This window comes from Skermanella aerolata KACC 11604, assembly GCF_000936425.1.
GTDB lineage: Bacteria > Pseudomonadota > Alphaproteobacteria > Azospirillales > Azospirillaceae > Skermanella > Skermanella aerolata.
Genome location: NZ_AVFK01000049.1, coordinates 1 through 25,350 on the forward strand (window position 1 = coordinate 1; position 25,350 = coordinate 25,350).

The following is a 25,350-nucleotide window of genomic DNA, read 5'->3' on the forward strand; positions in this document are numbered from 1 at the left end:
CAGGTACGATAGTTCGAGCAGGACGGTTGAAAATATTACCTTCAACCACAGTTATTAGGGTAGCATTGGCCCAAGCAGTCCGCGTCAGCGGCGCTACGCCAGGATACCCGGATCCGCAGTCCCGTACGTTCAAGGACTGGAAGCGCGGGGACCTCAGGAGGGAACGAAGCTGCGACCCATACGGTCGAAGTGGGACCGATCGAGGGCCGGGAAGGTGAATGCCCGGCAACCAAGTGCCGATACGACACACGACTACGACAGACACACCACACGAAATTCGCGGGCGTAGCTCAGGGGTAGAGCACAACCTTGCCAAGGTTGGGGTCGAGGGTTCGAATCCCTTCGCCCGCTCCATCGCTTCATCCACGTAAGACCTGATCGGCAGCCGCAAGTGCAGGCGCCGCGTAGGGCAGGGGAGTTGCCGGTGAGCGGTACCGACACGAGACACGACACGACGACATCGCCCATCGACATGGGTGTTCCAGAGATTGGGGCCATAGCTCAGCTGGGAGAGCGCTACAATGGCATTGTAGAGGTCAGCGGTTCGATCCCGCTTGGCTCCACCACTACCTTCCCCTCAGGGGCCTCAAGTTCGATCCATCCGGAGGGGTGGCCGAGTGGTTAAAGGCAGCAGACTGTAAATCTGCCCGCGATAGCGTACGCTGGTTCGAATCCAGCCCCCTCCACCATGAACCCGATCATCGCACCCGGTTCTCAGATCGTTCCGCATATGCGGTGGCGGTCAGAGCAGCCGGGTTATTCGTTTTTCCGTTTTCGTCTCGTATCTCCAGTTCGTCCGAGACTGGATCCGCACTGCCGGCTTGATCGGCGTTTGGCCGTATTTTCGGCCACTCATCAAGCTTTTCCAAAAGTTTTCCGAAATTCAGTGGGCGCATTCAGACGATGCGTCATTTTAAACCGGTCCGAAATCCGTGGTTTCAATCCGCCTGATTTCCGACGCAAGCAAGAAAGAACAAACTGCATGAGAAGTCCAAGGGATCGCCGCCGTTCGCGGACATCCACCTTATCCGTCCGTAGCGCTCAGGATCTCGGTGTCGGGGAACAGCCCCTGATCTCCACGTCGCCGACGGTTCCAGCCAGAACGGCGGCCCCCGCCGCTGCACGTACTCCCAGCCCCCGCACTCAAGCCCCCCGTACTCAGGCAACCAATCAAGCTGCCCGTACTCCCAATGCCGGCCCCGTACGTGGCCCGGTCCCCGGTACCGACGAGATCATCTTCCTGCCTCTCGGCGGTTGCAACCGCATCGGCATGAACATGACCCTCTACGGTCATGCCGGCAAATGGCTGATCGTCGATGCCGGCGTTGCCTTCGGCGGCGACGACATGCCGGAAGTCCAGTCTTTCATGGTCGATCCGGCCTTCATCGAAGAGCGGATGGACGACGTCGTCGGCCTCGTTGTCACCCATGCCCACGAAGACCACATCGGCGCCATCCACCACCTCTGGCCTCGGCTGGAATGCCCGATCTACGCCACTCCCTTCGCGACTCACCTAATCCGCGAGCGCCTGAAGGAAGCCGGCGTCGCCCGCGCCGTCCAGGTCAACACCTTCCCGATCGGCGGGCGCTTCCGCATCGGTCCGTTCGACATCGAGGCGATCGCCGTCACCCACTCGGTGCCGGAACCGGTCTCGCTCGCGATCCGCACCCGCGCCGGCAACCTGCTGCACACCGGCGACTGGAAGTTCGATCCGGAACCGCTGGTCGGTCAGAGCACGGACTTCGCGGCTCTCAAACGCTTTGGCGACGAGGGGGTGCTGGCCATGGTCTGCGACAGCACCAACGCGCAGGTCGAAGGCTCCACCGGCTCCGAAGGCCAGGCCCGTGCCGGTCTGGTCGATGCTTTCCGGGGACGCCGGGGCGCCGTCGCGGTTACCTGCTTCGCCAGCAACGTCGCCCGCATGAAGGGCATCGCCGAGGCCGCTGCCGCCAACGACCGCAAGGTCGTGCTCGCCGGCCGCTCGCTTCTGCGGATGGAGAAAGCCGCCCGCGCCTGCGGCTACCTGGACGGGCTTCAGCCCTTCCTCAGCCTGTCGGAAGCGTCGAGCATTCCCCGCCGCAACCTCGTGCTGATCTGCACCGGCAGCCAGGGCGAGGAGCGTTCGGCCCTCAGCAAGATCGCCCGCGCCGAGCACCGCTCGCTGGCGCTCCAGGCCGGCGATACCGTGATCTTCTCCGCCCGGACCATTCCAGGCAACGAGGACGCGATCGGCGCGATCTACGAGCTGCTGACCAGGATGGGCGTCAGCATCGTCACGCCGTCGGATGCCCCGGTCCACGTTTCCGGCCATCCGGCGCGCGGCGACCTGACCCGCATGTACGAACTGATCCGCCCGCGCTTCGCGGTGCCGGTCCACGGCGAGATCCACCACCTGGAAGCCCATGCCCGCCTCGCGCGCGGCTGCGGCGTCGAGCGTGCCTTGGTGCCCGAGGACGGCGACGTGATACGTCTGGCCGAGGTCAACACCTCCGTCATCGACCATATCGAGCCGCACCGTCTGGTCAACGACGGCCAGTTCCTGCTCCCCTGGGCGGGCTCGGTCGAAGCGACCTTCGGCATCCGCGCCGAGCAGCGGGCCGAGCACAAGGGTCTCAACCACACCCACGCCGCCGCCTGATAATGCTGAACGGCCCACGTCCCCGCGGCTTCGGAGAAATCCAGTTGCGGGGATGTCGCCCTACCGAATACCAGCACCGCAAAACAGAAAAGGCCTCGACCGCATCGGCGGTCGAGGCCTTTTCTGTTTGGTGGAGCCAAGCGGGATCGAACCGCTGACCTCTACAATGCCATTGTAGCGCTCTCCCAGCTGAGCTATGGCCCCAATCTCTTGATCTTATTAAGATCTATCTCGCTGCGGCATCCGTTACGGCGGTTTGGGGAACCACCCGGCGTCGCGGTGCCGGGGAATATCCTCAAACCGGCACCCTCATTCAAGTGAAAAATACGCTCTCGTCGATTTCTTCAGCAGATTTCTTCGGGAGCGGCCCTTCACCCGGGCACCGGACCGCCAGGGCCGTCCTCAGCGCTCCTCGTCGTCGTTCTCGACATCGACCACTTCGCCCATGTCGTCCTCGTCACCCAGCTCGGAAGCGTCTTCCAGCAGAACGTCGTCCTCTTCTTCTTCCTGGACGGGTTCGTCGGCGTCTTCTTCCAGGTCGTCCACGGCGGCTTCGTCGTCGACTTCCTCCAATTCGGTCTCGCCGGCGTCCGCCGCTTCCTCATCGTCCTCCGACTCGGGTGCAACCTTCTTGACCACTTCCTCGACCGGAGCCGGTCTGGCCCGGCGGGACTTCAGAAGCGCTTCAGGGTCGAACGTCGTGCCGCAGCTCGGGCAAACCGGCGGGTCCTTTTGCAGGTCGTAGTAGCGCGCTCCGCAACTGGGGCAGATGCGTTTGGTTCCCCATTCTGGTTTCGCCACGCCTTATCCTCCGGTCTCTACTATACGCGCGTACGCATATGGAAATTCGTCAAAGCACGCCCGTCTGCCATGCCGTCACCGAGATGTCAAAATCTAATTGCTGAACCGCCCGATGCGCCTGCTCCGCCAGCGCGTCCCCTTACCCCCGATGCCCATCTGTGCTAGGAACCCGCCCTACCAGCCGCACCGCTACCGCCGCACCCATCCAGAGGGGAAACAGACCCATGGCGCCCAGGCCGCTCCAATCCGTCAAAACCGGCCCGCTGTCCGGGACCGTCCGGGTGCCGGGCGACAAGTCGATCTCCCACCGCGCGATCATGTTCGGCGCCATCGCCGTCGGCGAGACCACGATCCACGGCCTGCTGACCGGCGAGGACGTGCTCCACACCGCCGCCGCCATGCGGGCGCTTGGCGCCGACATCACCAGGAGCGACGACGGGATCTGGCGCGTTCGCGGAGTCGGCATCGGCGGCCTGGTCGAGGCCGATCAGGTTCTCGACATGGGCAACAGCGGCACGGCGGCCCGCCTGATGATGGGGTTGGTCGCCAGCCACCCGATCACGACCTTCTTCACCGGCGACGCCAGCCTCGCCAAGCGCCCGATGGCGCGGGTCACCACCCCGCTGGAGCAGATGGGCGCCAGCTTCGTCAGCCGCACCGGCGGCCGCCTGCCGCTGGCCGTCATCGGCACCGAGAACCCTGTTCCGATTACCTACCGCCTGCCGGTCGCCTCCGCCCAGGTCAAGTCCGCGATCCTGCTGGCCGGCCTCAATACCCCCGGCGTCACCACCGTGATCGAGGCGGAACCGACCCGCGACCATTCCGAGCTTATGCTGACCCACTTCGGAGCTACCGTTAAGACCGAGCGGATCGAAGGGGGCGCGCTCGCCGTCTCGATCACCGGCGAGCCGGAGATCACCGGCCGCCCGGTCCACGTTCCCGCCGACCCCAGCTCCGCCGCCTTCCTGACCGTCGCGGCCCTGATCCGCCCCGGCTCCGACATCACCCTGACCGATGTCGGCATGAACCCGCGCCGCACCGGTCTCTACGACACCCTGATCGAGATGGGCGCCGACATCACTTTCCTGAACCGCCGGGTCGAAGCCGGCGAACCCGTCGCCGACCTCCGCGTCCGTTACAGCGCCCTGACCGCCGTCGCCGTCCCGCCCGACCGCGCGCCGTCGATGATCGACGAGTACCCGATCCTCGCCATCGCCGCCGCCTGTGCCGAGGGCACCACCACAATGCACGGCCTTGCCGAGCTTCGCGTCAAGGAAAGCGACCGCCTCGCCATGGTCGCCAACGGCCTGGACGCCTGCGGCGTCGGCGTCGAAGCCGGCCCCGACAGCCTGACCGTCCACGGCGCCGGCGTACCGCCGGGAGGCGCCACCGTAGCGACCGCCATGGACCACCGCATCGCCATGAGCTTCCTGGTGCTTGGCATGGCCTCGGCCGAGCCGGTCGCGGTGGACGACAGCGGCTTCATCGACACCAGCTTCCCCGGCTTTGTGGACCTGATGAACGGCCTCGGCGCCCGCATCTCTCTCCCGAACACCCAGTCTGCCGCCCGGCCCACCGCATGATACGCGAGCAATCCCGATGAGGTATCCCATGCCCGACGCACGGCCCACAGCAATGGTCATCGCCATCGACGGACCGGCCGCCAGCGGCAAGGGTACGCTGTCGCGCCGGCTGGCCGACCGCCTGCATTTCGCCCATCTCGACACCGGCTCGCTCTACCGCGCCGTCGGCCTCGCCGTCCTGCGCGCCGGCGGCAATCCCTCCGACGCCGCCCAGGCGACCGAGGCCGCCTATGCCCTGCACCCGGAAACCACGCCCCTGGTCCTGGCCGACCCGGCGCTCCGCGCCGACGAAGTCGCCTCCGCCGCGTCCCAGGTTGCGATCGTCCCGGCGGTGCGGGAAGCGCTGCTGGCATTCCAGCGCGATTTCGCCGCGTATCCCCCCGGTAATGCGCGCGGCGCGGTGCTGGACGGCCGCGATATCGGCACGATCGTCTGCCCCGACGCCGACGCCAAGCTGTTCGTCACCGCATCGGTAGAGGCAAGGGCCGAGCGGCGCCTGAAAGAGTTGCGGGAACGCGGCGTCCCGGTTATATATGCAGCCGTCCTGGAGGACATGAGAGAACGAGATGCGCGCGACAGCCAGAGAGCGGTGGCCCCGCTCAAGCCGGCTGCCGACGCATTTTTGCTTGACACCTCGTCAATGAACGCCGATCAGGCACTCGACGCGGCGATATCTTTCATCTGCTCCAAAACCGGCCTCTCCGATCATTGTGCGTAGGCCTGCTGCCGAGCCAGCGCCGTCCAGGATTAGAAAATAAAGTCGCCGGACATGAGGTCCGGCGCGGCGGTCCCCATTCCGTTTCAACCATCGGATGCCGACGGTTCGGGGGCGGCTATATGATCAACCTTAGGAGTTTCAATGGCACAAGCAGCAGCTAGATCCGAGAGCTTTGGCGGAATGGAGAGCTTCGCCGCATTGCTCGAGGAGACGCTCGGCACCAGCGACAGCCTGGAAGGTACCGTCGTCAAAGGCCGTGTCATCTCGATCGAAAACGACAACGTGCTTATCGACGTCGGCCTGAAGTCTGAAGGCCGTGTTGCCCTCAAGGAATTCGGCGGCCCCGGCGGCAACGTCGAACTGAAGCCCGGCGACACGGTCGAAGTCTACCTTGAGCGGATGGAAGACAAGAACGGCGAAGCCGTCCTGTCCCGCGAAAAGGCCAAGCGCGAAGAAGCCTGGACGCTGCTGGAGAAGTCGTTCAACGATCAGTCCCGCGTCACCGGCGTGATCTTCGGGCGGGTCAAGGGCGGCTTCACGGTCGATCTCTCCGGCGCCGTGGCGTTCCTGCCGGGCAGCCAGGTGGACATCCGTCCGGTCCGCGACATTTCCCCGCTGCTGGGCACTCCCCAGCCGTTCCAGATCCTCAAGATGGACCGCTCGCGCGGCAACATCGTGGTGTCCCGCCGCGCCGTGCTCGAAGAGAGCCGCGCCGAGGCCCGGTCCGAACTGGTCGCCAACCTCAAGGAAGGCCAGGTTCTCCAGGGCGTCGTCAAGAACATCACCGATTACGGCGCGTTCGTCGATCTCGGCGGCGTCGATGGCCTGCTGCACGTCACCGACATCGCGTGGCGCCGCATCAACCATCCGTCGGAAGCCCTCCAGATCGGCCAGACCGTCACGGTCCAGGTCATCCGCTTCAACCCGGAAACCCAGCGCATCAGCCTCGGCATGAAGCAGCTTGAGGCCGATCCGTGGGAAGGCGTGGAAGCCAAGTACCCGGTCGGGGCCAAGTTCAAGGGCCGCGTCACCAACATCACCGACTACGGCGCCTTCGTGGAGCTGGAGCCGGGGATCGAAGGTCTCGTGCACGTCTCCGAGATGTCCTGGACCAAGAAGAACGTCCATCCCGGCAAGATCGTTTCGACCTCTCAGGAAGTCGAAGTCATGGTGCTGGACGTCGATCCCCAGAAGCGTCGCATCAGCCTGGGCCTCAAGCAGTGCCTGGACAACCCGTGGGAGTCCTTCGTGGACAAGTTCCCCGGCGGTACGGAGCTGGAAGGCGAAGTCAAGAACATCACCGAGTTCGGCCTGTTCGTCGGCCTGCCCGGCGATATCGACGGCATGGTCCACATGTCCGATATCGACTGGAACAAGTCGGGCGAAGAAGCCATCGCCGAGTTCAAGAAGGGCGATCAGGTCAAGGTCAAGGTTCTCGACGTCGACGTCGAGAAAGAGCGCATCAGCCTGGGCATCAAGCAGCTCTCCTCGGATCCGTTCGAGAGCGCCGCTGCCGGCATGAAGAAGGGTGACGTCGTCACCACGACCGTTACGGCCATCACCGATGGCGGTATCGAAGTCGCGGTCGCCGACGGGTTCTCCGGCTTCATCCGCAAGTCCGATCTGTCGCGTGAGCGTTCCGAACAGCGTCCGGACCGTTTCGCCGTCGGTGAAAAGGTCGATGCCAAGGTCACCCAGGTCGATCGCGGCGGTCGTCGCATCAGCCTGTCGATCAAGGCCAAGGAAGTCGAAGAAGAGAAGCAGGCCATGCAGGAATTCGGGTCCTCGGACTCGGGCGCCAGCCTCGGCGACATTCTCGGCGCGGCCCTCCGCCGCGCCCAGAGCAAGGAGCAGAGCGAGGATTAATCCCCCTCGTCTCCCGTTCAAGCTTTGGTCTGAAAGGGGCCGCCGCGAGCAATCGCGGCGGCCTTTTCCATGTCATCTTCACCGCCGCTATCACCGATGTCCTCGACATGGGCGAGGTTACGGACCACGGTCCGGCAGCGAGATTCGATCGCGGCGGCAAAGTCGCCCAGCAGCGGATGGTCACCGCCGGGCATGGCCCTGACCGACTCGACCGCCTGCGGGATATTCCGGCGAGTCTTTTCGGCAAGGGCTTCGACCCGTTGCAGGATCATGGTGCGGTTGAACCCGCACTCGCCGGCCATCCGTTGCCAGTGGCGTCCCATCACGTAGTCGCCCCTGTCCTTGCCCGCGATCGTCTGCGACAAGTTCCTGGTGACGGTCTCCCATGTCGCCGCGCACATGAGATCGTAGAGCGGGGCCAGCGAGAACCCCCGGCCCGTGAGCAGGATGCTGTAGTTCTTCGCGTGAGCATCCGTATTGCAGATCAGGATGTTGAAGATGACGGCGTCGAGCAGCCGGGTGCGATCGGCCGCCGTCAGGTGAGTGTCCACCACCGCGAACATGTCGACAAGGCGTGGCCCTTTGACGCCCGAACGGTTCCGTTCGTACTTCGCCCCCGGCGGCTTGCCGAGCGCTTGGCAGAAGTCCTCCTGATGGATGCGAAGGCGCTGCCCGTTCCGCTCCACGCGGTCGTAGCGGGTCACGAGCAGATAACTTCGCTCCCCGGCCTTGCCGATCGACACCTTCGCGGTCTTCAGTCCGCAAAGAGCGGAGAGCGTCATGCACAGGGCCTCGTTCTGCACGCTTCCCCAAAGCCGCCGCTGCGCATCGGGCTTCAGGATATGAGTGGACGGTGCCCCGTTGACCGGAATTCCGAGCGTTCCATCCGCCATCAGCGCGACGGGCAGCTTATCCTGGGCGCCGGCCAGCGACATCGACACGCCGTCTTCGCCCGCCAGGAACGGTTTGGCCGGAAGCTCATCGATGATCCGCTCAAGACCAACCTCGCCGGAAATCGGCCGATAACCGGGAATATCTCCTTCCCGCAGCCGCCCGATGGTCAGGGCTCCTGCCGTGTCCCGGCCGATCCGCTCCAGGATTCCGATGGTATCCTGCGGCGAAACGCCGAGGTTTCGTCCTATGGCGAGAAGATTGCCCTCTTCCGGCAGAAGGTTGGCCAGCCACGGCAGCAGCGTTCCCGAGGCAAAGGGGCTGGGGTCCAGCGGCATTCCCAGCGACACCGGGAAGGCTCCCCGCGTCTTCGGCCAGCGGGGATCATAGGTGAAGGAGGGGCCATCCTCGGCAAACGTGATGTTCCCGACGAGGAAGCTTTCATAATAGATCGGTAGAGTGTTCAAGCGTCCCCTCCGATATCGGGAAGGTCAGGGTAGGCGTCGGCGGGTCCGTCGGCTGTAAGCTCACCCCCGGACAAGGCTGGAGCAGCGTCGGTCAACTGGATGCCGACACCTCTGGCGACGGCAAGAGCCTTGCCAAGCTGGCAAGTCGGCTTGCCGCTCTCCAGATCGACGATGAATCGCTCGCCGACGTTGACGGCAAGGGCGAGGTCACGCTGCGTCAGCCCAAGCGCCTGTCGGCGCAATCGGATCAAGCCGCCGAGGCGGTTGGCTGAATCGATGATCTCCACGACCCACCCCCTATCTTCCCGCTCGGTAAGATGATCCAGTACCATAACCGGGTCAAGACCTTATCTTCCCGAGCGGGAAGACCAATCGATCGCGGCGTGCGCTTATCCCGGCATCTTTTGGCTCCCGCTATCCACTCTGCCCCTGTGGCGCCGTGAACCGCCGCAGCCCACTGGCGACTCCCGCCAGCGCCGCCGCACCGGCCGCCAGCCCGACCGCGATGATCGTCCCGCGGCCATGATCGGGGACCAGCCCGAAGATCAGCCCGACCAGCGCCGCTCCCAAGGTCTGGCCCAGCAGCCGGGCCGTCGCCTGGATTCCGCTGGCCCCGCCGCTACGCTCCCTCGGCGCGCTGGTGATCAGCACCTTGTTGTTCGGCGACTGAAACAGCCCGAAACCCAGTCCGCAAAGCGCCATCCGCCAGGAGATATCGGCCAGCGTCGGGTCCGCCGGCATCATGGCGAGCAGCCCCAGGCCCGCCGCCAGCACGCCCAACCCGGCAGCCGCCAGGATTCCCGGATCGTAGCGGTCCGCCAGCCGGCCCGAAATGGGCGCTATGACGGCGATAGCCAGCGGCCACGGCGTCATCAGCAGCCCGGTTTCTCCCTGCGACCGGCCGATGACGTCCTGGAAGTAGAAGGGCAGGGAGACATAGGCGATGCTCTGTGCCCCGAACGAACAGACGGAAGTAACTACCGACAGCGCGAACACCGGCAGCTTCAGCAGGTCGACCGGCAGCAGGGGTGCTTCCTGCGACAACTGCCGCCTGATCAGGAAATACCCCAGCACCAAGGCCCCGCCGAGTTCCGCAACGACCAGCGCCGTATGCTGGCTGTCGTCCAGCCCCTTGATGCCGACGATCAGCAGACCGAAAGTCAGGGCATTCAGCAAAGCGCTGAGTGCATCGAACTTCCGGTCGGCATGCGGAGTTTCCGGCAAGGCCCGCCACGCGACGAACAGCGCCAGCAGGCCCAGCGGCACGTTGATCGCGAACAGCCATTGCCACGACGCGGCGGACAGGATCAACGCCGCGACGCTTGGACCGGCGGCGGAGGACACCGCGACGATCAACGCGTTATAGCCGACGCCGCGTCCCAGCAACTTGTATGGATAGATGAACCGGATCAGCGCGATGTTCACGCTCATCAGGCCGGCGGCGCCCAAACCCTGGACGATGCGCGCCAGCGTCAGGGTCAGCAGCGAATCCGACATCGCGCAGGCCAGCGACGCCACGGTGAACACCGCGAGCCCGCTCAAGTAAACCCGCCGATACCCGAAGATGTCGCCCAGCGACGCCAGCGGGAACAGCGAGACCGTAACTGCAAGCTGGTAGGCATTGACGATCCAGATCGAATCGGCCGGCCGGATATTCAGCTCTTTTGAAATGGTCGGTAAGGCGACATTCGCGATCGAGCTGTCGAGAACCGCCATGGTGAGTGCGATCGCGATCGCCGAAACAGCCCAGTACCGTTGCGGTACCGGAAGTCCATCCGCAGGATTCATTCTTGAAGCAAGCCCCTCATGACTCCGGCGCCTGATTGCCGGAGTCCCATTAACAATGGTGAGGGTTAGTCGGCGCTTGTGACAAGCCCCAACTCGTCGCCTTAGGCCGCCCGATCCACCACGGGGAACTCGTGCTGCGTCGTGCGGATCAGCGCCTGTACCGCGTCCTCCATCACGCTCGACGGCGACCCCCCCCACGGTTTACCGGGATGCTTCGTTTCCATTAATGGACTGCGCCCAGCCGATTTGAGCCGTTTCGCCCCATCGCGTGTTCATGCACCACCAATGCGAAGGACTTGCCCCCTATTTGGAGAAAACGCCGTGACGATGCCGAAGCCGATCCAGTCCCCGCGGCCCGTTTCCCGAGGGAGCCGCTGACATGCGTCTGCTCGATTTCATCGCGCGGCTGGTGTTCGGCATTGCCAGCATCTTCCTGATCCTGCTGGCAGGCGCGCTGATCTGCTACGCCGGCTGGGGCGTCGCCCAGGCCATCGGCCAGTCGGCGGATAACATCGGCTCGGTCCTGCTGGAAGCGGTCGGCTACACGATCATCTCGATCGCCGTCTTCGACGTCGGCAAATACCTGCTGGAGGAGGAGGCGATCCGGGCGCGCGAGTTGCGCCACGCCGGCGAAGCCCGCCGCAGCCTGACCAAGTTCATCTCCACGATAGCGATAGCGGTCTTCCTGGAAGCGCTGGTCGCCGTCTTCGAGGCAGCCAAGCAGGACATGAGCATGATGCTCTATCCGACCCTGCTGATGTTCGTCGGCGTCACCCTGATCGTCGGCCTCGGCATCTTCCAGCGCCTCAGCATCGAGGTCGAGATCGAGACCGGCGGCCCCCGCAAGGAACCGAAGAACGATGCCGAGGCCAAGGAAGAGAGGGAGGAGGAACGTGAAGCTCCCGAGGAAGAAGGCCCTCGGACCGCGCAACAGTCGTAGCATCGGGCCGCGACGCTTGTAGCATTCGTCACCGTCATGACACATCCTCACGACATCGGCCAAGGGCGGTAACATCATGTTTTGAATGGACATTGCGATTTGTGCAGTCATTGGCCCGATGTTTGCTGCACCGGCATGGTACAAGGAGGAAAAGCCATGCCAACGAACATTGAAAACAAGAGCATCGTCGTAACCGGCGCCGGACGCGGGATCGGCGCGGAAATCGCGCGCGGCCTTGCCGCCGACGGCGCCCGCCTCACCGTCGCCGACCTGTCCGGAGAAGCCGCCGAGAAGGTCGCGGCCGAGATCCGCGGCGCTGGCGGCGCCGCGGTCGGCGTCGCGGTCGATGTCCGCCAGCGCGAAAGCGTCCGCGCCATGATCGACCGGACGGTACAGGAGCATGGCCGGCTCGACGTGATCTTCAACAATGCCGGCGTCGCCCAGACCAAGCCGTTCCTCGACATAACCGAGGACGACTGGCACTTCGTCAACGACGTCAACGCGCTTGGCGTGATGATCTGCATGCAGGAGGCGATCCGCCGGATGCAGGCCCAAGGCGGCGGCGGCAAGGTCGTCAACACGGCGTCGATAGCCGGCAAGCAGGGCTATGAACCGCTGGCCCATTACTCTGCCAGCAAGTTCGCCGTCGTGGCCCTGACCCAAGCCGCCGCCCGCGCCTTCGGCAAGGACCGCATCAACGTCAACGCGATCTGCCCCGGCGTGGTCGCTACCGATATGTGGAAGGTGATCGACGGCGGCTTCCGCGAGCATGGCCTGACGTCCCGGGAGAACGAGGCCTTTGACACCTTCGCCGGCATTGCCGTGCTCGGCCGGCCATCCACTCCCCAGGACCTCGTCGGCGTCGCCCGCTTCCTGGCATCCGCCGACAGCGACTTCATGACCGGCCAATCCCTGCTGGTGGACGGCGGCATGGTCTTTGCGTGAGCGCCTGAGCGAGTCAATACGATCGGCGGAGCGCCCCAACCATCCCCGGCGCTCCGCCGCCTCGGCGCGCCGTCTTCAGCGCGCCGGGCTTAGCGAGTCTGCGTCCCGCCGTCCGGCGTGATCGTCTGCTCGATGTGGCCGGAGCGCTCCTGACCTTCCGCGTCGGGCGGAACGTCCCGGTCGGCGTCCCGCATCACCGCGCGCGTCGCCTGCATTCCCCTGAAGCTCCGGCTTTCGGGCTCGTCCGGCTTATGCGCTTTGCCCTCGTTGATCCGGCGGCCTTCCTCTTCCTTCTCGCTGACGTAGCTGTCGATTTCACTTTCTTCCGGCTGAAGGTTTTCCGGCTGGCGGTCTTCCGGCTTATTGGCGGCCATGGTTTGATCTTTCCAACTGAGTGCTCAACCCATCACCAACAGCCGAAACCTTCGCATGTTACCGACTTGTGGTTCCTGGCCTGCCGGAACGGGTCGTCAGCGGTAGCCTTCCTCCCTCAGCACGCGGTGGACCGCCGGCCGTTCCCGCATCCGCCGGTAGTGCGCCAGACAGTTCGCCGGCAGGTCGATGCCGGTCTTGTCGGCCCAGAACTCGACATAGAACAGGGCGGCATCGGCGATGGAGAAGGCCCCGGCGACGTAGTCCTTGCCCTCAAGCACCGCATCCATCAGCCCGAGCCCCTTGACCGCGATCTCCCGGCCGCGCGCCTTGACAGCGTCGAAGGCAGCTTCATCAGCCGTGAAGGCGGATGTAGTGAAGATCCGCGCGAAGCCCTGCATGTGGATCGTGCCGACGACATAGTCCATCACCTCCATCACCAAAGCGTCGCCGTCTGGATCGCCCGGCATCAGCTTCGCCCTGGGGTTGGTCCGCGCCAGCCAGTAGGCGATGGCCTGAAACTCCGTCAGCGCCGTCCCGTCGTCGCGAAGCAGCGTCGGGATGGTGGATTTCGGGTTCATCGCGACATAGTCAGGCTTGAACTGATCGCCCGCTGGCAGGTTGACGATCGCCGCCTCGAAGGGATTGTCGATCTCCTCCAGCAGGATGTGTATCCCGGTCGAACACGAACCGGGCGTCATGTAGAGCCTCATCGATCACTCCCGCTGCTGGAACCGGAGTGAAACGGTAGCATGCCCGGACGCCCCGCCGTCCTGCGGCCATCCGCCCCGGCCAGATTACCGCATCGGGTGGCTTGGTCGAAATGCATGGGCCAGTTGATCTTCCGTCAAGGGCGGATTGGCCGGGTCAGAAGCGGCATTCGCCTCAACTTCTTCATCGCTCATGGCGCGAAGGCGTTGCCAATCCGTCTTGCCGACCGGTTTGGGATCATGGCCCGGCTGGTAACGCACGATAGTACTTTCGCTCATTCCTGCTTGCCTTCCTGGCGCTGATGATCCGGTAGACCTCAGTCCGCACAAAAAAATACCAAGGGTCGAAGAGATTGATCTATGCGAATACTTTCAGCTGCGTAGGTCGGTCTAAAGCGAAGCGGCAGCCGACATAGACGCGCCTGCTTGTCGGCTGCCGCTTCGCTTTAGACCGACCTACGGCAGGAGCGTCTTCACCGGTCAAATTCTTTAGCCCTTTGTATAAGCCATTTAAATAATCTGATCATCGACTCTGCCGATGGGTCGATAACGGAGTTCGCTGTAGCGTTGCCAGTCAACGATAGTCAGCAACTCTTAGTCGGAGCCGTATCATTCATCAGGGCAGCCTTTGCCCGGCTTATTTCAATTTTCAATTAATGCCGATTGCTGCTATGCCTTTCTCAGGTCTGACCTACGAGGTCACCGTAAGGTAGCTGACTAAAAGCCCGAAACGCGAGTTTCGGGCTTTTACCTTATCGGTGAGTTTAAATCACCCCGACCCCATTGTTCCATATCCTCGGGTTTGACCGGTTCGTCGGCGATCTCCGGGAACTCGTCGTCCAACGGTTCCCATGTGGCCAGCAGATCGAGAAGCCGGCGCTTTGGCGGCGGTTCGATCACCAACCCGTCGCCTTCACGGGGCAGGATGGCTTCATCGCCAGGAAGTTCGAATTCCACCGGTATACTCCAAGTCTGTGCCTCGACATATGCCGCGAATCGACCGCCCTTGTGCAACGGAGATGTCGGGATGCGACCCGGCACGCCGGTTGCCGACCCGCTCAGTTCAGCTCATTCCGACCTGTCCCTTGCGCGGAGCTTATTCCTGCCGAACAACGAGACCGATTCGGCGTTGCCTGGCATTCTCGACCAAAAGGTTCCTGATCCGCGTGAACAAGGCCGGAGGCAGCATGCCATAGTCGAACCGGCCAGCGTTCTCTCTTGAAATCGGCCGCAGGTGCGGTCCGGCCCAAACAAATCGAATAACCTCGCTGATGACAACCCATGAACGCTCCGCATCAAGACCGTGGCGCTGTTTGGTCGCAGCCGGGATTTCCACAGCGGCGTCGTCCTGTGGAGGGCTATGGGTGATCGGGGCGACTGTAATGACCGTTCCATTGGCCGCGCCCTCAGTCGCCAGCATGATGACGCAGGGCTGGTCCTGGGTTCCCTCCACCTGTCCTTGCCGGTGCTTGGCCAGCCAAAGATATGAATAGTCGATGACCAGACCAGGCCGGGGAGTAGGGAAAGGCACTCAGCTTTCCAGTTCAGCGTCAAGGTGGCTGAACTCGGCCGATACTTCCGCCGTGGCGATGGCGTTCAAATTGGCATCACTCAGATGCTCGACAGCCAATACTTCCCGGTCCCGCCGCTTGAGACGGCGGTACTCCTCCACTGACAGGAGCACGGTCTTTTCCCGGCCATTCCGGGTCACGAACACGGGCTCGATCAGGGCACGATCCTGATAAGTTCCAATGTTGCGCTGAAACTCAGCCGCCGGGACGATCATGATGGTTGGCTCCCGTTCACCCTGCAAACTATGGATATTGCATGATACGCATGAAAAGGCAGCATTTGTTCAGAAGCAGGCATGGGCGGTTGTCGGGAGCCGATGGAGCTTGTAAAGCGCCCTGTCGCGCCTCAATGGTCCTTTTTCATATTAAGGCAATCCCATCAGGATGTTCGTATCGCACAGCGACTTCACCATTCGCCGCGCACCTGTTCCTGATATGCCAGCCCATCAATCTTGCGTTCGCCCCAGAGGCCGAAGGCATCCAGTTGGTCAAGCTTGCGACGCCGGATGAGATATTCGTCGATGGCCTGACGAATAACTGCGGCACGCGACCGCTTTTCCTTATGCGCCAGTTCGTCAAGCGCCTGGACCTGCGCTTCTCCAAGGTCAATCAGGATTCTCATGGTCACTCCGATATCCAATATCTGCATGGTATATCAGCGCGATTCGGCCCGCAAAGCTTGCCGGAGGGTCGATCGTGCCTGCTTCGACCCATGTCTTCTCAGTCTGAAATACCCATGACGAAAGCAAGGGCGACATTCAGGTTCACGATGTCCGCAGCGCCGAGCCGACCGATCCGCTGCCCAATGCGCTCTCGTCGGATCGTTACCGGTTCGTCAGCAATTATCTGAGATTTCGAGCGCAAGCCGTTGTTGGTTTTGGGCTCTATGGTCACCCGAAAATGCGGCGCGTCGGCCAGTTCCGAGGTCATCTGGCACACGACGACCGATGCATGCTCCGCCGGGAACGCATCGGTCTGGACGATCACCGCCGGTCGGGGCTTGCCATAGTCACCCGCTGCGGCGACAACGACTACGTCACCGCGCTTCATCGCCGTCATCGAACTCGGAGACCGCCTCGATCCAGTCCAATGCCTCGGACTCAGCTCCGGGATTAAGGGCAGCCACCTCACCAGCAACAAGACGCCGAACAGCTTCCAACCGGGCATCCAGCAGGCTCAGCCGCACCTCACGCATACCCCGCATCCGCCGCCGCTCCCGCATGGCTCTCATTCGATCCGCTGCCGGCATTTGCCATTTCCATATCCGCGATGCGGTTCGGATTGCAATGCGTTACGGTGCCTGGGTCAAACAGCTTTGGGGACTGGCGAACGTACGCTCAATCACTCTGACCGCTTTCGTTCTCCTATTGGGTCCCCTCAACGCCTCAAGGAATACCAAAAACGCAATTCTGATATTCAAAAATAACACTTGTTGGCTAGCAGCCTTGATTCCGACACCACAAGATATATCAACGCGAACGCCGTTCGCTTGCCAAACTCACCAGATGATGTGCATTATGCGCCAGCCTTACCTCGCAAGGTGCGCCTGCATACTTGTATTAGAAAGTCAACATGAAATGTTGACTTTTTGACAAGTTCAGCATAAATTGTTTTGGACAGAGAGCTTGAGCCAAGCAGGTTCAAGCGAAACTTTTTTTGGGGAGTATATACCATGACCGAGCAAGAAAAGTTTCTCGCCCGGTTTGATGTCATGAAAAAGAATGGACTGATCGACATAAAGTTCTTTGTCCGCCGGAGTACCGGCGTGACAATCGAGGACTTTTTCGCCGACGCCAACCGGATTGAGGACGATATCGAAGCTGAGCGCACTGAAAAGCTTGCGGAGTTTCCGCGTCCCCTCCAGCAGTATGGTTTTTTCAGCCACCCTCTCTAGAGGTATATCCTCTAGACTAATCTGAATTTGTGAGATATAAAGGGCGGGTCATATGATCCGCCCTATTTTTGGATTCCCCTGTGAGCGACCCTCTGTTCAGACGAATTGATAATCTTCTTGCCAAGGTTCACCGAGCTGGCTTGTATGATCGTCACCCATACGACCTAAATTCGATTGCTAGTATCATCGTTGCAGACAGCTCGATTGATGAAGTGGAGTTCCATTCATTCCAGAAGCGCCCCAACAAGAATGGATTGATTGAAGGTTTTTTTAAGTTAATACCGATTGAGATAGGAATATACACAGAAAGCTCTATGCTCGCTCGAATATTTATCCGATCTGACCTTGAACCCGAGTGGAGTAGGCTAGTTGCCTGTAAAGAATTATGCCATATTTTATGGCAGGATTTGCCTTCGTCTCGTGCATCAACGCAAGAGCAGTTATTAAATCAGGTTGAGCACATTCTCAGTGAAAACCCATTTGATGACTCACAAAAAATATGTATTCAAGGACTTATCGAGGATTCAGCTCTAGTTGCAGCAATTGAACTGCTCGTGCCCATTGAATTTCGTTTACTGCTGGTCGAGAATTATCAAAATAGGAAAGTCAAACTATCTGATATATCTGAGCGGTTTGGCGTTCCAGAAGCGGTAATTTCCCTGGTTTTTCAAGAAGATTATATGAAATTTACTTCAAAAGGTCGCAGACACTTCTTCAAGGAAGCTACTTTTGAAGGCATGGGAAAACGCATATCACACACAAGCCGATAAAGAGACGACAATCAGTGAACAAAGGTGTCGGAGTGATGAAACATAGATAGCAATCCTTACGGAGTCTTGGCTCCGGAGCTTCCCCCGGCGGTGTTCCGGCAAGCGTGCTCGCCCTGCTGGACAGCTACCGCGATACCGGCGTTCAGCTTCGCGAAGTCGAAGCCGCCCGTGCCAGGATGCTTCCGGCGATCCCGCTCCGCTTCCGGCCGGTCACGGCGGGCAAGGGCGCGTCGCGGTGGCCGGAATGGACGCGGGCGGAGTTGAAGGCGCTCGGGCTGCCGCCTTCCATGCCGCTCCGCCCGTCGCAGACGGACTTTGTCCTGTTTTCCAAGTACGGCGCAGCGCCCGGCTCCGCAAGCCGGGTGGAAGCGGATCGGCGGCATCGGGTTCTTCTCGATGCGTGGCACGACCGGCGGAACGTTCAGAAGGAATGGTTCAGCCGCACCGGCCTCGACGTGATCGAGCGGCGGCGCAGCGGCCTGTTGGCCGACAAGCACCGGATCGAGCGGGAATTGATGGCGTTGATGATCGGCCCTGACAAAGCCGCCACCGACGCCTGACCCGGAAGCCCCGGCGGCGGGTTGTCTCCGCTGCCGGAGCACGGTTGCGGCTTGCGGTTCGTTACGGTTTGCGGCGCGTCGTTCCGGGAGCGGTCAATGGGGCGGTCCTGCCGCGACTTGCCGATTGCGCAACCCATCCGTGGTTATTCGTGTCCATCCGTGTTCCTGTCCCTGTCGCCACGAGCACTCCGGGCATTCTGAAGGGGCTGCTTCGGCTTGGCCGGGATCGGCGTCGAGTTGGGCCATGACGCCGGGTCAGGCGTTGGTCCGGTCCTTGGAGCCCGATGCTTGAAGGAGTTGCCGTGTTGCGGAGGACAGCGTCACGCCGGCGGGGTGGATGCGGCTGCCGTAGTCTTCGCGTCTTCAGGTTGAAGTCATCCCGGCAAGTTTCGCCGGGAGATGCCAAGATCAAGTCTTGGGATGACGGTTGGGTGGAGGAGAACACCCGCGAGATGCATTAGAACGCCTAAATCAGCGTTCTGGAGACGCCCACGTCAGCGCGTCCCCCGCCGCCCCGTCACCACCTCGTGGCTCGCCAGCAAGGCTCCGCCGACGATCAGCCCGCACGCCGCCCAGACCGTCCAGTGACCCGGCGTCAGCCCGAAGCCGATCAGCAGCAGCGTGGACAGCAGCGGCGACGCATACGACAGGGCACCCAGCGCCCGGATGTCGCCGCGCTTGACCCCATGGTCCCAGGCGAAGAAGGCGGCTCCGACCGGCCCGATCCCAAGCCCGGCCAGCGCCAGCCAGCCGATCCCGTCGTCCGGCCAGACCGTCGTCTCCCACGCCAGATGACACCCCAGCGCCAGAGCCGCCGTGACGAGGCAGAAGCCGGAAACCGCGTCGGTCGGCACTTTGCCGAAGCGCCGGTTCAGCAGCGAATACGTCGTCCAGATCAGGGCGCTGCCCAGCGCCGCGACGTAGCCGGCCAGATACTCGGTGCGGATCGTGAAACCGCTGCCCTTCGTCACCAGCAGCCCCGTACCGGCCAGCCCGGCGAGGGCTCCCGCGATATGCCACCAGCGCAAACGCTCGCCCGGCAGCAGGGCCGAGAACAGCACGATGAACAGCGGCCACATGTAGTTGATCAGGTTGGCTTCCACCGCCGGCGCTGATTTCAGCGACAGGAAGTACAGGAAATGGAAGCCGAACAGCCCGCCCACGTTCAGCAGCCAGACGGCGGCCGGCTGCCGCAGGGCGCGAAGCGGATCGCGCCGTCCCGCCAGTGTGCCGCAGATCCCCGTCACTCCGCCGATGGCAAATGCGACCGCCACCGTCTGGAACGGAGGCAGGGTGCCGGTTAGCGCCGTCAGCGGCGCCAGCAGCGCCCACATCAGGATCGCGGAAATACCGATCAGCGTGGCGCGGCCGGCGGCGGGGCTTGTTGTCGCGCCAACGGTGGAAGAACTGCTCATTGTCGATTTCTGACGCTTGATAAGGAACGGATGTCGCTTTTGTTATGCCGAATCGGCTGCTGCATTCTAGCAGTCCGACCCCGTTCCGCCATACCCTTCGGCCCAAGGGCAGGACAAGGTCCGGGACCAAGGGACAGGTGAGGCTGGCATGGCAAAGTATTCGATTTTCTCCCTCGTGAAGAACGCGCTGTCCCATCATCAGAACTGGGACCGGGCGTGGCGCGACAACCGTCCCAAGGACAGCTACGACGTCATCATCATCGGCGGCGGCGGGCACGGGCTGGCGACGGCCTATTACCTTGCCAAGGAACACGGCATCACCAATGTCGCCGTGCTGGAAAAGGGCTGGCTGGGCGGCGGCAATACCGGCCGCAACACCACCATCATCCGGTCCAACTACCTGTGGGACGAAAGCGCCGCCCTGTACGAGAAGTCGCTCCAGCTTTACGAAGGCCTGAGCCAGGACCTCAACTACAACATCATGTTCAGCCAGCGCGGCGTGCTGAACCTCGCCCATAACCTGGGCGACGTGCGCGAAGCGATGCGCCGGGTCCACGCACTCCGCCTCAACGGCATCGACAGCGAGTGGCTGACGACCGAACAGGTCAAGGAATTCTGCCCGATCATCAATGACTCGCGCCAAGTCCGCTACCCGATCATGGGCGGCACCTTGCAGCGCCGCGCCGGCACTGCCCGCCACGACGCGGTCGCCTGGGGCTTCGCCCGTGCCGCCAGCGCACGCGGCGTCGACATCATTCAGAACTGCGAGGTCAAGGGCATCCGCCGCGAGGGCGGCAAGGTCGTGGGCGTCGACACCAGCATGGGCTACATCAAGGCCGGCAAGGTCGGCATCGTCGCCGCCGGTCATTCCAGCGTGCTGGCCGAGATGGCCGATATCCGCCTGCCGGTCGAAAGCCACCCGCTCCAGGCCCTGGTGTCGGAGCCGGTCAAGCCGGTGATCGACTGCGTCGTGATGTCCAACGCCGTCCACGTCTATGTCAGCCAGTCCGACAAGGGCGAGCTGGTGATCGGGGCCGGCGTCGATGCCTATACCTCCTATGGCCAGCGTGGCAGCTTCCACGTGATCGAGCACCAGATGGGCGCACTGCTGGAGCTGTTCCCGATCTTCAGCCGGCTGCGCATGCTGCGCCAGTGGGGCGGCATCGTCGATGTCTGCCCGGACGCCAGCCCGATCATCTCGAAGACGCCGGTGGACAACCTGTTCATCAACTGCGGCTGGGGGACAGGCGGCTTCAAGGCGACACCCGGCTCGGGCTTCGTCTTCGCCCACACGCTGGCTCAGGGGCAGCCGCACGCGCTGAACGCCGCCTTCGGGCTGAACCGCTTCGAGACCGGCTACCTGATCGACGAACACGGCGCCGCCGCCGTCGCCCACTAAGACCGAGGAACCGACCATGCTGACGATCAACTGCCCCTGGTGCGGCCCCCGCGACGAGACCGAATTCGGCTTCGGCGGCGAAGCGCACCGTACCCGCCCGGCCGACCCCTCCGCCCTCAGCGACGCCGAATGGGCCGAGTTCCTTTTTATGCGGACCAACCCCAAGGGCCTGCACCGCGAGCGCTGGGTCCACAGCCACGGCTGCCGCCGCTGGTTCAACGTCGAGCGCCACACCGTCACCAACGAGATCACGCGGGTCTATCAGATGGGCAGCGCCTCGGAAGCCGCTGAAACCGCACCCGCCGCCGAACAAGCGCCCGCAACCGCCGCCATCGAGAAGCAGGGAAGCCGGTCATGACCAAGGCTGAGTTCCGCACCCCCACCGGCGGCCGGATCGACCGGGGCCGCCCTGTCAACTTCACCTTCAACGGCAAGGCGCTCCAGGGCTACGCCGGCGACACCCTCGCCTCGGCCCTGCTCGCCAACGGCATCCATCTGGTCGGCCGCAGCTTCAAGTATCACCGCCCGCGCGGCATCCTGTCCGCCGGCTCGGAAGAGCCGAACGCGCTGATCCAGCTCGAGCGCGGCAACCGGACCGAACCGAACCTGCGCGCCACCCAGATCGAGATCTACGAAGGCCTGGTTGCCAGCAGCCAGAACGCGTGGCCCAACGTCGAGACCGACGTCGGTTCGATCAACAATGTCCTGTCGAAGATCTTCGTCGCCGGCTTCTACTACAAGACCTTCATGCATCCGCAGAGCTTCTGGATGAAGGTCTACGAACCGGTGATCCGCCGGGCCGCCGGCCTCGGCAAGGCCCCGGTCGAGCCCGACCCCGACTTCTACGACAAGATGCACATCCACTGCGACGTGCTGGTCGCCGGCTCCGGCCCCGCCGGTCTGATGGCGGCACTGGCCGCAGCCAAGACGGGCGCCCGCGTCGTCATCGCCGACGAGCAGAACGAGTTCGGCGGCTCGCTGCTGGCTTCACGTGAAACCATCGACGGCAAGCCGGCTGCCGACTGGGTCCGCGACACGGTCGAGGAACTGAAGCGCTTCCCCGAGGTTCGCCTGTTGCCGCGCACCACCGTCACCGGCTATTACGACCACAACTACCTGATCATGGCGGAGCGCCGCACCGACCACCTGCCGCGCGGCTTGGCCCCCAAGGTCTCGCGCCAGCGTCTATGGAAGGTCCGCGCAAGCCAAGTGGTTCTGGCGACCGGCGCCCACGAACGTCCCCTGGTGTTCGCCGACAACGACCGGCCCGGCGTCATGCTGGCCGATGCCGCCCGCACCTACGCCAACCGCTTCGGCACTCTGCCGGGCAAGCGCGCCGTCGTCCTGACCAACAACGACAGCGCCTATCAGGCAGCCCTCGACCTTGCCGACGCCGGTGTCGCCATCGCCGCCATCGTCGATCTGCGCACCCAGCTCGGCGGTCCCCTGGCGGCGCAAGCCAAGCAGCGCGGCATCCGCATCCTGACCAACTCGGCCGTCACCGCGACCTACGGCGCCAAGCGGGTGACCGGCGTCGATGTCATGACGATCAACGGCTCGGGCGAATCCGTCATCGGCGCTCCGACGAAGATCGACTGCGACCTCGTCCTGATGTCGGGCGGCTGGAACCCCGCCGTCCACCTGTTCTCCCAGTCCACCGGCAAGCTGCGCTACGACGACGCGTTGGCGTGCTTCGTCCCCAACGTCTCGATGCAGGCGGAACGGTCGGCGGGAGCCTGCAAGGCGACCTTCACGCTGGCCGGCTGCCTTGCCGAAGGGGCGGCGGCGGGTGCCGAAGCCGCCAAGGCGGCGGGCCATGGCGAGGGTGAGGTTCCAGCACTCCCGTCGGTCGAGCGGACCGAACCGCAGCAGCCGATCCGCCCGCTCTGGGTCGTTCCCTCGACCGATCTGGTCGGGCACGGTAAGGCCAAGCACTTCGTCGATTTCCAGAACGACGTCTCCGCCGCCGACGTGCTGCTGGCGTCCCGCGAAGGCTATCAGTCGGTCGAGCACCTGAAGCGTTACACCACGACTGGCATGGGCACCGACCAGGGCAAGACCTCCAACGTCAACGCCTTGGCGATCCTGGCGAAGTCGCTGGCCTCTCCCATCCCGCAGGTCGGCACCACGACTTTCCGCCCGCCCTATACGCCGACGACCTACGGCGTGCTGGCCGGCCGCGATGTCGGGGAACTGGCCGATCCCGCGCGCCACACGCCGATGCATTCCTGGCACGTCGCCCACAACGCGCTGTTCGAGGATGTCGGGCAGTGGAAGCGCCCCTGGTACTTCCCGCAAGGGTCCGAGGACCTGCATGCCGCCGTCCGGCGCGAATGCCGCGCCGTCCGCTCAAGCGTCGGCGTGCTCGACGCTTCGACCCTGGGCAAAATCGACATCCAGGGTCCCGACGCGGCGCAGTTCCTCAACCGGGTCTACACCAACGCCTTCCTCAAGCTGGAAATCGGCAAGTGCCGCTACGGCGTGATGTGCAAGGAAGACGGCATGGTGATGGACGACGGCGTCACTACGCGCCTGGGGCCGAACCATTTCCTGATGACCACCACCACCGGCAACGCCGCCAAGGTGCTGGACTGGCTGGAAGACTACCTTCAGACGGAATGGCCGGATCTGCGCGTCTTCCTGACCTCCGTCACCGAGCACTACGCCACGGCCTCGATCGCCGGTCCCAAGGCCCGCGAGGTGGTGGCGGAACTGGCGCCCGATCTGGACATGAGCGCCGAAGCCTTCCCGTACATGTCCTATCGCGAAGCCGTGGTCGCAGGCGTGCCGGCCCGCATCTTCCGCATCAGCTTCACGGGCGAGCTGTCCTACGAGATCAACGTGCCGGCCTATAACGGCCTGTATGTCTGGGAACAGATCATGCGCGTCGGCGCCAAGCACGGCATCACGCCGTATGGCACCGAAACCATGCACGTGCTGCGCGCCGAGAAGGGCTACATCATCGTCGGCCAGGAAACCGACGCGACGGTGACGCCGCAGGACCTCGGCATGGGCTGGGTCGTGTCCAAGCAGAAGCCCGACTTCATCGGCAAGCGCTCCTTCAGCCGCGAGGACACGTCGCGGAGCGACCGCAAGCAACTGGTCGGACTGCTGACGGAAGACCCGAACGAAGTCCTGCCCGAAGGCGCGCAGCTTACCGCAACCGCCGACGGTCATCCTCCGATCCCGATGATCGGCCACGTCACGTCCAGCTACTACAGCGAGACGCTGGGTCGTTCGATCGCCCTTGCCCTCGTCAAGGACGGTTTCCAGCGGATGGACCAGCACATCTTCGCGCCGCTGGGCGGCAAGACCGTCAAGTGCGCCGTCACCAAACCCGTGTTCTACGATCCCGAGGGAGTGCGTCTCCATGGCTGATACTCTGATCCGTCAGGGCGGTGCGACCCGCTTCACCCAGGCCGTGGCTTCCCTTGGCGCCAACACCGGTAACGGCACCCGCCTCGCCGAACTGACGCCGCCCGGCCAGATCAACCTGCGCGGACGCCCCTCCGATCCGCGCTTCGTCCGGACCGTCGGCGCGGTACTGGGTTGCGTGCTGCCGCTCAACGCCAACACGGTGACCTCCGCCGCCGAAGTGACCGTGCTCTGGCTCGGCCCCGACGAATGGCTGCTGGTAACTCCGGCGGGCGAGGAAACCGCCCTGATCGCGCGGCTGCGCGAAGCGCTCGGCGACATCCACGCCGCCGTCACCGACGTCACCGGCAACCGCACCCGCCTGCGGCTGTCCGGCCCCGGCGCCCGTGAAACCCTGATGAAGGGATGCAGCCTGGACTTGCATCCCCGCGGCTTCCGCCCCGGCCAATGCGCCCAGACCCTGCTGGCCCGTGGCGGCATCATCCTGCACCAGATCGACGACGCTCCTACATACGACATCTACCCGCGCCGCTCCTTCTCCGAATACACCTGGATGTGGCTGAGCGACGCGGTGGCGGAATACCAGCGCTGAAGTTCGCGGTGTTGGGCCACGGCCCAACCTACAGGCTCCCGCTTCGTAGGTTGGG

General features: G+C 63.4%; 27 protein-coding genes and 4 tRNA genes. 16 read left to right on the forward strand and 15 right to left on the reverse strand.

What is annotated here, in order from left to right; translation table 11 throughout:
* Positions 1 to 279: 279 nt before the first annotated feature.
* From N826_RS33005 to N826_RS33020, 4 genes are all read left to right on the forward strand, one after another.
* Positions 280 to 354: transfer RNA gene (locus N826_RS33005), tRNA-Gly, on the forward strand.
* A 136-nt stretch (positions 355 to 490) separates the two neighbouring features.
* A tRNA-Ala gene (locus N826_RS33010) sits at positions 491 to 566 on the forward strand.
* Positions 567 to 603: 37 nt separating this feature from the next.
* Positions 604 to 689 (forward strand) — tRNA-Tyr (locus tag N826_RS33015).
* Positions 690 to 1,270: 581 nt separating this feature from the next.
* Positions 1,271 to 2,638 (forward strand): ribonuclease J, encoded by a 1,368-nt coding sequence (locus tag N826_RS33020; protein WP_244619737.1) that lies wholly within the window; start codon positions 1,271 to 1,273, stop codon positions 2,636 to 2,638.
* A gap of 128 nt (positions 2,639 to 2,766) precedes the next feature.
* Here the strand turns inward: N826_RS33020 and N826_RS33025 are convergent.
* A tRNA-Ala gene (locus N826_RS33025) sits at positions 2,767 to 2,842 on the reverse strand.
* 198 nt (positions 2,843 to 3,040) lie between these two features.
* Positions 3,041 to 3,439, reverse strand: a complete 399-nt coding sequence (locus N826_RS33030) for a TIGR02300 family protein (RefSeq protein ID WP_044436114.1) — start codon at positions 3,437 to 3,439, stop codon at positions 3,041 to 3,043.
* Between the two features lie 224 nt (positions 3,440 to 3,663).
* Here N826_RS33030 and aroA point away from each other — a divergent pair, with 224 nt between their 5' ends.
* From aroA to rpsA, 3 genes are all read left to right on the forward strand, one after another.
* On the forward strand, positions 3,664 to 5,022 hold the full coding sequence (gene aroA / locus N826_RS33035; RefSeq protein ID WP_044436115.1) for a 3-phosphoshikimate 1-carboxyvinyltransferase: 1,359 nt from the start codon (positions 3,664 to 3,666) through the stop codon (positions 5,020 to 5,022).
* 52 nt (positions 5,023 to 5,074) lie between these two features.
* Positions 5,075 to 5,740: a (d)CMP kinase gene (cmk, locus tag N826_RS33040; protein ID WP_044436116.1), complete on the forward strand. Its 666-nt coding sequence runs from the start codon at positions 5,075 to 5,077 to the stop codon at positions 5,738 to 5,740.
* A 141-nt stretch (positions 5,741 to 5,881) separates the two neighbouring features.
* Entirely contained in the window at positions 5,882 to 7,606 is a 1,725-nt protein-coding gene (gene rpsA / locus N826_RS33045; protein WP_044436117.1) for a 30S ribosomal protein S1, read from the forward strand.
* 17 nt (positions 7,607 to 7,623) lie between these two features.
* Here rpsA and N826_RS33050 read toward each other — a convergent pair whose 3' ends face one another.
* From N826_RS33050 to N826_RS33060, 3 genes are all read right to left on the reverse strand, one after another.
* A complete protein-coding gene (locus tag N826_RS33050; RefSeq protein ID WP_063772355.1) occupies positions 7,624 to 8,964 on the reverse strand; it encodes a type II toxin-antitoxin system HipA family toxin in 1,341 nt (446 codons plus the stop codon).
* A complete protein-coding gene (locus N826_RS42285; protein WP_244619736.1) occupies positions 8,961 to 9,251 on the reverse strand; it encodes a helix-turn-helix domain-containing protein in 291 nt (96 codons plus the stop codon). The genes N826_RS33050 and N826_RS42285 overlap by 4 nt, the downstream gene beginning before the upstream one ends.
* Before the next feature lie 127 nt (positions 9,252 to 9,378).
* A complete protein-coding gene (locus N826_RS33060) occupies positions 9,379 to 10,752 on the reverse strand; it encodes an MFS transporter (RefSeq protein WP_044436118.1) in 1,374 nt (457 codons plus the stop codon).
* A 379-nt stretch (positions 10,753 to 11,131) separates the two neighbouring features.
* Here N826_RS33060 and N826_RS33065 point away from each other — a divergent pair, with 379 nt between their 5' ends.
* Both N826_RS33065 and N826_RS33070 read left to right on the forward strand, forming a co-directional pair.
* Positions 11,132 to 11,692 carry a hypothetical protein gene (locus tag N826_RS33065; protein ID WP_044436119.1) on the forward strand — a complete coding sequence of 187 codons (561 nt, stop codon included), beginning with the start codon at positions 11,132 to 11,134 and terminating at the stop codon, positions 11,690 to 11,692.
* Between the two features lie 156 nt (positions 11,693 to 11,848).
* Positions 11,849 to 12,637, forward strand: coding sequence for an SDR family NAD(P)-dependent oxidoreductase (locus N826_RS33070; RefSeq protein WP_044436121.1), 789 nt, complete (start codon positions 11,849 to 11,851; stop codon positions 12,635 to 12,637).
* A gap of 89 nt (positions 12,638 to 12,726) precedes the next feature.
* Here N826_RS33070 and N826_RS33075 read toward each other — a convergent pair whose 3' ends face one another.
* The 9 genes from N826_RS33075 to N826_RS33115 form a co-directional block, all read right to left on the reverse strand.
* Positions 12,727 to 13,011, reverse strand: coding sequence for a hypothetical protein (locus N826_RS33075; protein ID WP_044436122.1), 285 nt, complete (start codon positions 13,009 to 13,011; stop codon positions 12,727 to 12,729).
* A 96-nt stretch (positions 13,012 to 13,107) separates the two neighbouring features.
* Positions 13,108 to 13,722 carry a glutathione S-transferase family protein gene (locus tag N826_RS33080; protein ID WP_044436124.1) on the reverse strand — a complete coding sequence of 205 codons (615 nt, stop codon included), beginning with the start codon at positions 13,720 to 13,722 and terminating at the stop codon, positions 13,108 to 13,110.
* Positions 13,723 to 13,806: 84 nt separating this feature from the next.
* A complete protein-coding gene (locus tag N826_RS43685; RefSeq protein WP_147041168.1) occupies positions 13,807 to 13,998 on the reverse strand; it encodes a hypothetical protein in 192 nt (63 codons plus the stop codon).
* Positions 13,999 to 14,466: 468 nt separating this feature from the next.
* Positions 14,467 to 14,676: an antitoxin gene (locus N826_RS33090; protein ID WP_244619735.1), complete on the reverse strand. Its 210-nt coding sequence runs from the start codon at positions 14,674 to 14,676 to the stop codon at positions 14,467 to 14,469.
* Positions 14,677 to 14,815: 139 nt separating this feature from the next.
* Complete coding sequence (locus N826_RS33095) at positions 14,816 to 15,172, reverse strand: type II toxin-antitoxin system PemK/MazF family toxin (RefSeq protein WP_211099449.1); 357 nt, start codon at positions 15,170 to 15,172, stop codon at positions 14,816 to 14,818.
* A 78-nt stretch (positions 15,173 to 15,250) separates the two neighbouring features.
* Entirely contained in the window at positions 15,251 to 15,505 is a 255-nt protein-coding gene (locus N826_RS33100) for a type II toxin-antitoxin system Phd/YefM family antitoxin (protein WP_044436132.1), read from the reverse strand.
* Between the two features lie 191 nt (positions 15,506 to 15,696).
* On the reverse strand, positions 15,697 to 15,939 hold the full coding sequence (locus N826_RS33105) for a ribbon-helix-helix domain-containing protein (RefSeq protein WP_244619734.1): 243 nt from the start codon (positions 15,937 to 15,939) through the stop codon (positions 15,697 to 15,699).
* 71 nt (positions 15,940 to 16,010) lie between these two features.
* Positions 16,011 to 16,349, reverse strand: a complete 339-nt coding sequence (locus N826_RS33110; protein ID WP_211099450.1) for a type II toxin-antitoxin system PemK/MazF family toxin — start codon at positions 16,347 to 16,349, stop codon at positions 16,011 to 16,013.
* A complete protein-coding gene (locus N826_RS33115; protein WP_244619733.1) occupies positions 16,327 to 16,485 on the reverse strand; it encodes a hypothetical protein in 159 nt (52 codons plus the stop codon). The genes N826_RS33110 and N826_RS33115 overlap by 23 nt, the downstream gene beginning before the upstream one ends.
* Before the next feature lie 477 nt (positions 16,486 to 16,962).
* Here N826_RS33115 and N826_RS33120 point away from each other — a divergent pair, with 477 nt between their 5' ends.
* The 3 genes from N826_RS33120 (at position 16,963) to N826_RS33125 (ending at position 18,514) form a co-directional block, all read left to right on the forward strand.
* Entirely contained in the window at positions 16,963 to 17,184 is a 222-nt protein-coding gene (locus tag N826_RS33120; RefSeq protein ID WP_147041167.1) for a hypothetical protein, read from the forward strand.
* An 80-nt stretch (positions 17,185 to 17,264) separates the two neighbouring features.
* On the forward strand, positions 17,265 to 17,954 hold the full coding sequence (locus N826_RS43690; RefSeq protein ID WP_147041166.1) for a hypothetical protein: 690 nt from the start codon (positions 17,265 to 17,267) through the stop codon (positions 17,952 to 17,954).
* 104 nt (positions 17,955 to 18,058) lie between these two features.
* The gene (locus tag N826_RS33125) at positions 18,059 to 18,514 is read left to right on the forward strand and encodes a hypothetical protein (RefSeq protein WP_044436136.1); all 456 of its coding nucleotides are present in this window, start codon (positions 18,059 to 18,061) and stop codon (positions 18,512 to 18,514) included.
* 494 nt (positions 18,515 to 19,008) lie between these two features.
* On the opposite strand, the gene yddG is transcribed toward N826_RS33125, so the two are convergent.
* Positions 19,009 to 19,929, reverse strand: a complete 921-nt coding sequence (gene yddG / locus N826_RS33130; protein ID WP_044436138.1) for an aromatic amino acid exporter YddG — start codon at positions 19,927 to 19,929, stop codon at positions 19,009 to 19,011.
* Between the two features lie 148 nt (positions 19,930 to 20,077).
* Between yddG and N826_RS33135 the strand changes: the two genes are divergently transcribed.
* Genes N826_RS33135 through N826_RS33150 form a run of 4 tightly spaced genes read left to right on the forward strand, consistent with a single transcriptional unit; the run spans position 20,078 to position 25,295 of the window.
* Positions 20,078 to 21,328, forward strand: coding sequence for a sarcosine oxidase subunit beta family protein (locus tag N826_RS33135; RefSeq protein WP_044436140.1), 1,251 nt, complete (start codon positions 20,078 to 20,080; stop codon positions 21,326 to 21,328).
* 16 nt (positions 21,329 to 21,344) lie between these two features.
* Positions 21,345 to 21,686 carry a sarcosine oxidase subunit delta gene (locus tag N826_RS33140; RefSeq protein WP_044436142.1) on the forward strand — a complete coding sequence of 114 codons (342 nt, stop codon included), beginning with the start codon at positions 21,345 to 21,347 and terminating at the stop codon, positions 21,684 to 21,686.
* Positions 21,683 to 24,706 (forward strand): sarcosine oxidase subunit alpha, encoded by a 3,024-nt coding sequence (locus N826_RS33145; RefSeq protein ID WP_044436144.1) that lies wholly within the window; start codon positions 21,683 to 21,685, stop codon positions 24,704 to 24,706. Before N826_RS33140 ends, N826_RS33145 begins: the two co-directional genes overlap by 4 nt.
* The gene (locus N826_RS33150; RefSeq protein ID WP_052832490.1) at positions 24,699 to 25,295 is read left to right on the forward strand and encodes a sarcosine oxidase subunit gamma; all 597 of its coding nucleotides are present in this window, start codon (positions 24,699 to 24,701) and stop codon (positions 25,293 to 25,295) included. Before N826_RS33145 ends, N826_RS33150 begins: the two co-directional genes overlap by 8 nt.
* The last annotated feature ends 55 nt before the right edge of the window (positions 25,296 to 25,350 follow it).

Bases quoted from the DNA above. Each gene is read 5' to 3' on its own strand.
- N826_RS33020 (WP_244619737.1), top strand. From the start codon at position 1,271: ATGAACATGACCCTCTACGGTCATGCCGGCAAATGGCTGATCGTCGAT.
- aroA (WP_044436115.1), top strand. From the start codon at position 3,664: ATGGCGCCCAGGCCGCTCCAATCCGTCAAAACCGGCCCGCTGTCCGGG.
- cmk (WP_044436116.1), top strand. From the start codon at position 5,075: ATGGTCATCGCCATCGACGGACCGGCCGCCAGCGGCAAGGGTACGCTG.
- rpsA (WP_044436117.1), top strand. From the start codon at position 5,882: ATGGCACAAGCAGCAGCTAGATCCGAGAGCTTTGGCGGAATGGAGAGC.
- N826_RS33060 (WP_044436118.1), bottom strand. From the start codon at position 10,752: ATGAATCCTGCGGATGGACTTCCGGTACCGCAACGGTACTGGGCTGTT.
- N826_RS33065 (WP_044436119.1), top strand. From the start codon at position 11,132: ATGCGTCTGCTCGATTTCATCGCGCGGCTGGTGTTCGGCATTGCCAGC.
- N826_RS33070 (WP_044436121.1), top strand. From the start codon at position 11,849: ATGCCAACGAACATTGAAAACAAGAGCATCGTCGTAACCGGCGCCGGA.
- N826_RS33075 (WP_044436122.1), bottom strand. From the start codon at position 13,011: ATGGCCGCCAATAAGCCGGAAGACCGCCAGCCGGAAAACCTTCAGCCG.
- N826_RS33080 (WP_044436124.1), bottom strand. From the start codon at position 13,722: ATGAGGCTCTACATGACGCCCGGTTCGTGTTCGACCGGGATACACATC.
- N826_RS43685 (WP_147041168.1), bottom strand. From the start codon at position 13,998: ATGAGCGAAAGTACTATCGTGCGTTACCAGCCGGGCCATGATCCCAAA.
- N826_RS33100 (WP_044436132.1), bottom strand. From the start codon at position 15,505: ATGATCGTCCCGGCGGCTGAGTTTCAGCGCAACATTGGAACTTATCAG.
- N826_RS33105 (WP_244619734.1), bottom strand. From the start codon at position 15,939: ATGCAGATATTGGATATCGGAGTGACCATGAGAATCCTGATTGACCTT.
- N826_RS33110 (WP_211099450.1), bottom strand. From the start codon at position 16,349: ATGACGGCGATGAAGCGCGGTGACGTAGTCGTTGTCGCCGCAGCGGGT.
- N826_RS33115 (WP_244619733.1), bottom strand. From the start codon at position 16,485: ATGCGTGAGGTGCGGCTGAGCCTGCTGGATGCCCGGTTGGAAGCTGTT.
- N826_RS33120 (WP_147041167.1), top strand. From the start codon at position 16,963: ATGACCGAGCAAGAAAAGTTTCTCGCCCGGTTTGATGTCATGAAAAAG.
- yddG (WP_044436138.1), bottom strand. From the start codon at position 19,929: ATGAGCAGTTCTTCCACCGTTGGCGCGACAACAAGCCCCGCCGCCGGC.
- N826_RS33135 (WP_044436140.1), top strand. From the start codon at position 20,078: ATGGCAAAGTATTCGATTTTCTCCCTCGTGAAGAACGCGCTGTCCCAT.
- N826_RS33140 (WP_044436142.1), top strand. From the start codon at position 21,345: ATGCTGACGATCAACTGCCCCTGGTGCGGCCCCCGCGACGAGACCGAA.
- N826_RS33145 (WP_044436144.1), top strand. From the start codon at position 21,683: ATGACCAAGGCTGAGTTCCGCACCCCCACCGGCGGCCGGATCGACCGG.
- N826_RS33150 (WP_052832490.1), top strand. From the start codon at position 24,699: ATGGCTGATACTCTGATCCGTCAGGGCGGTGCGACCCGCTTCACCCAG.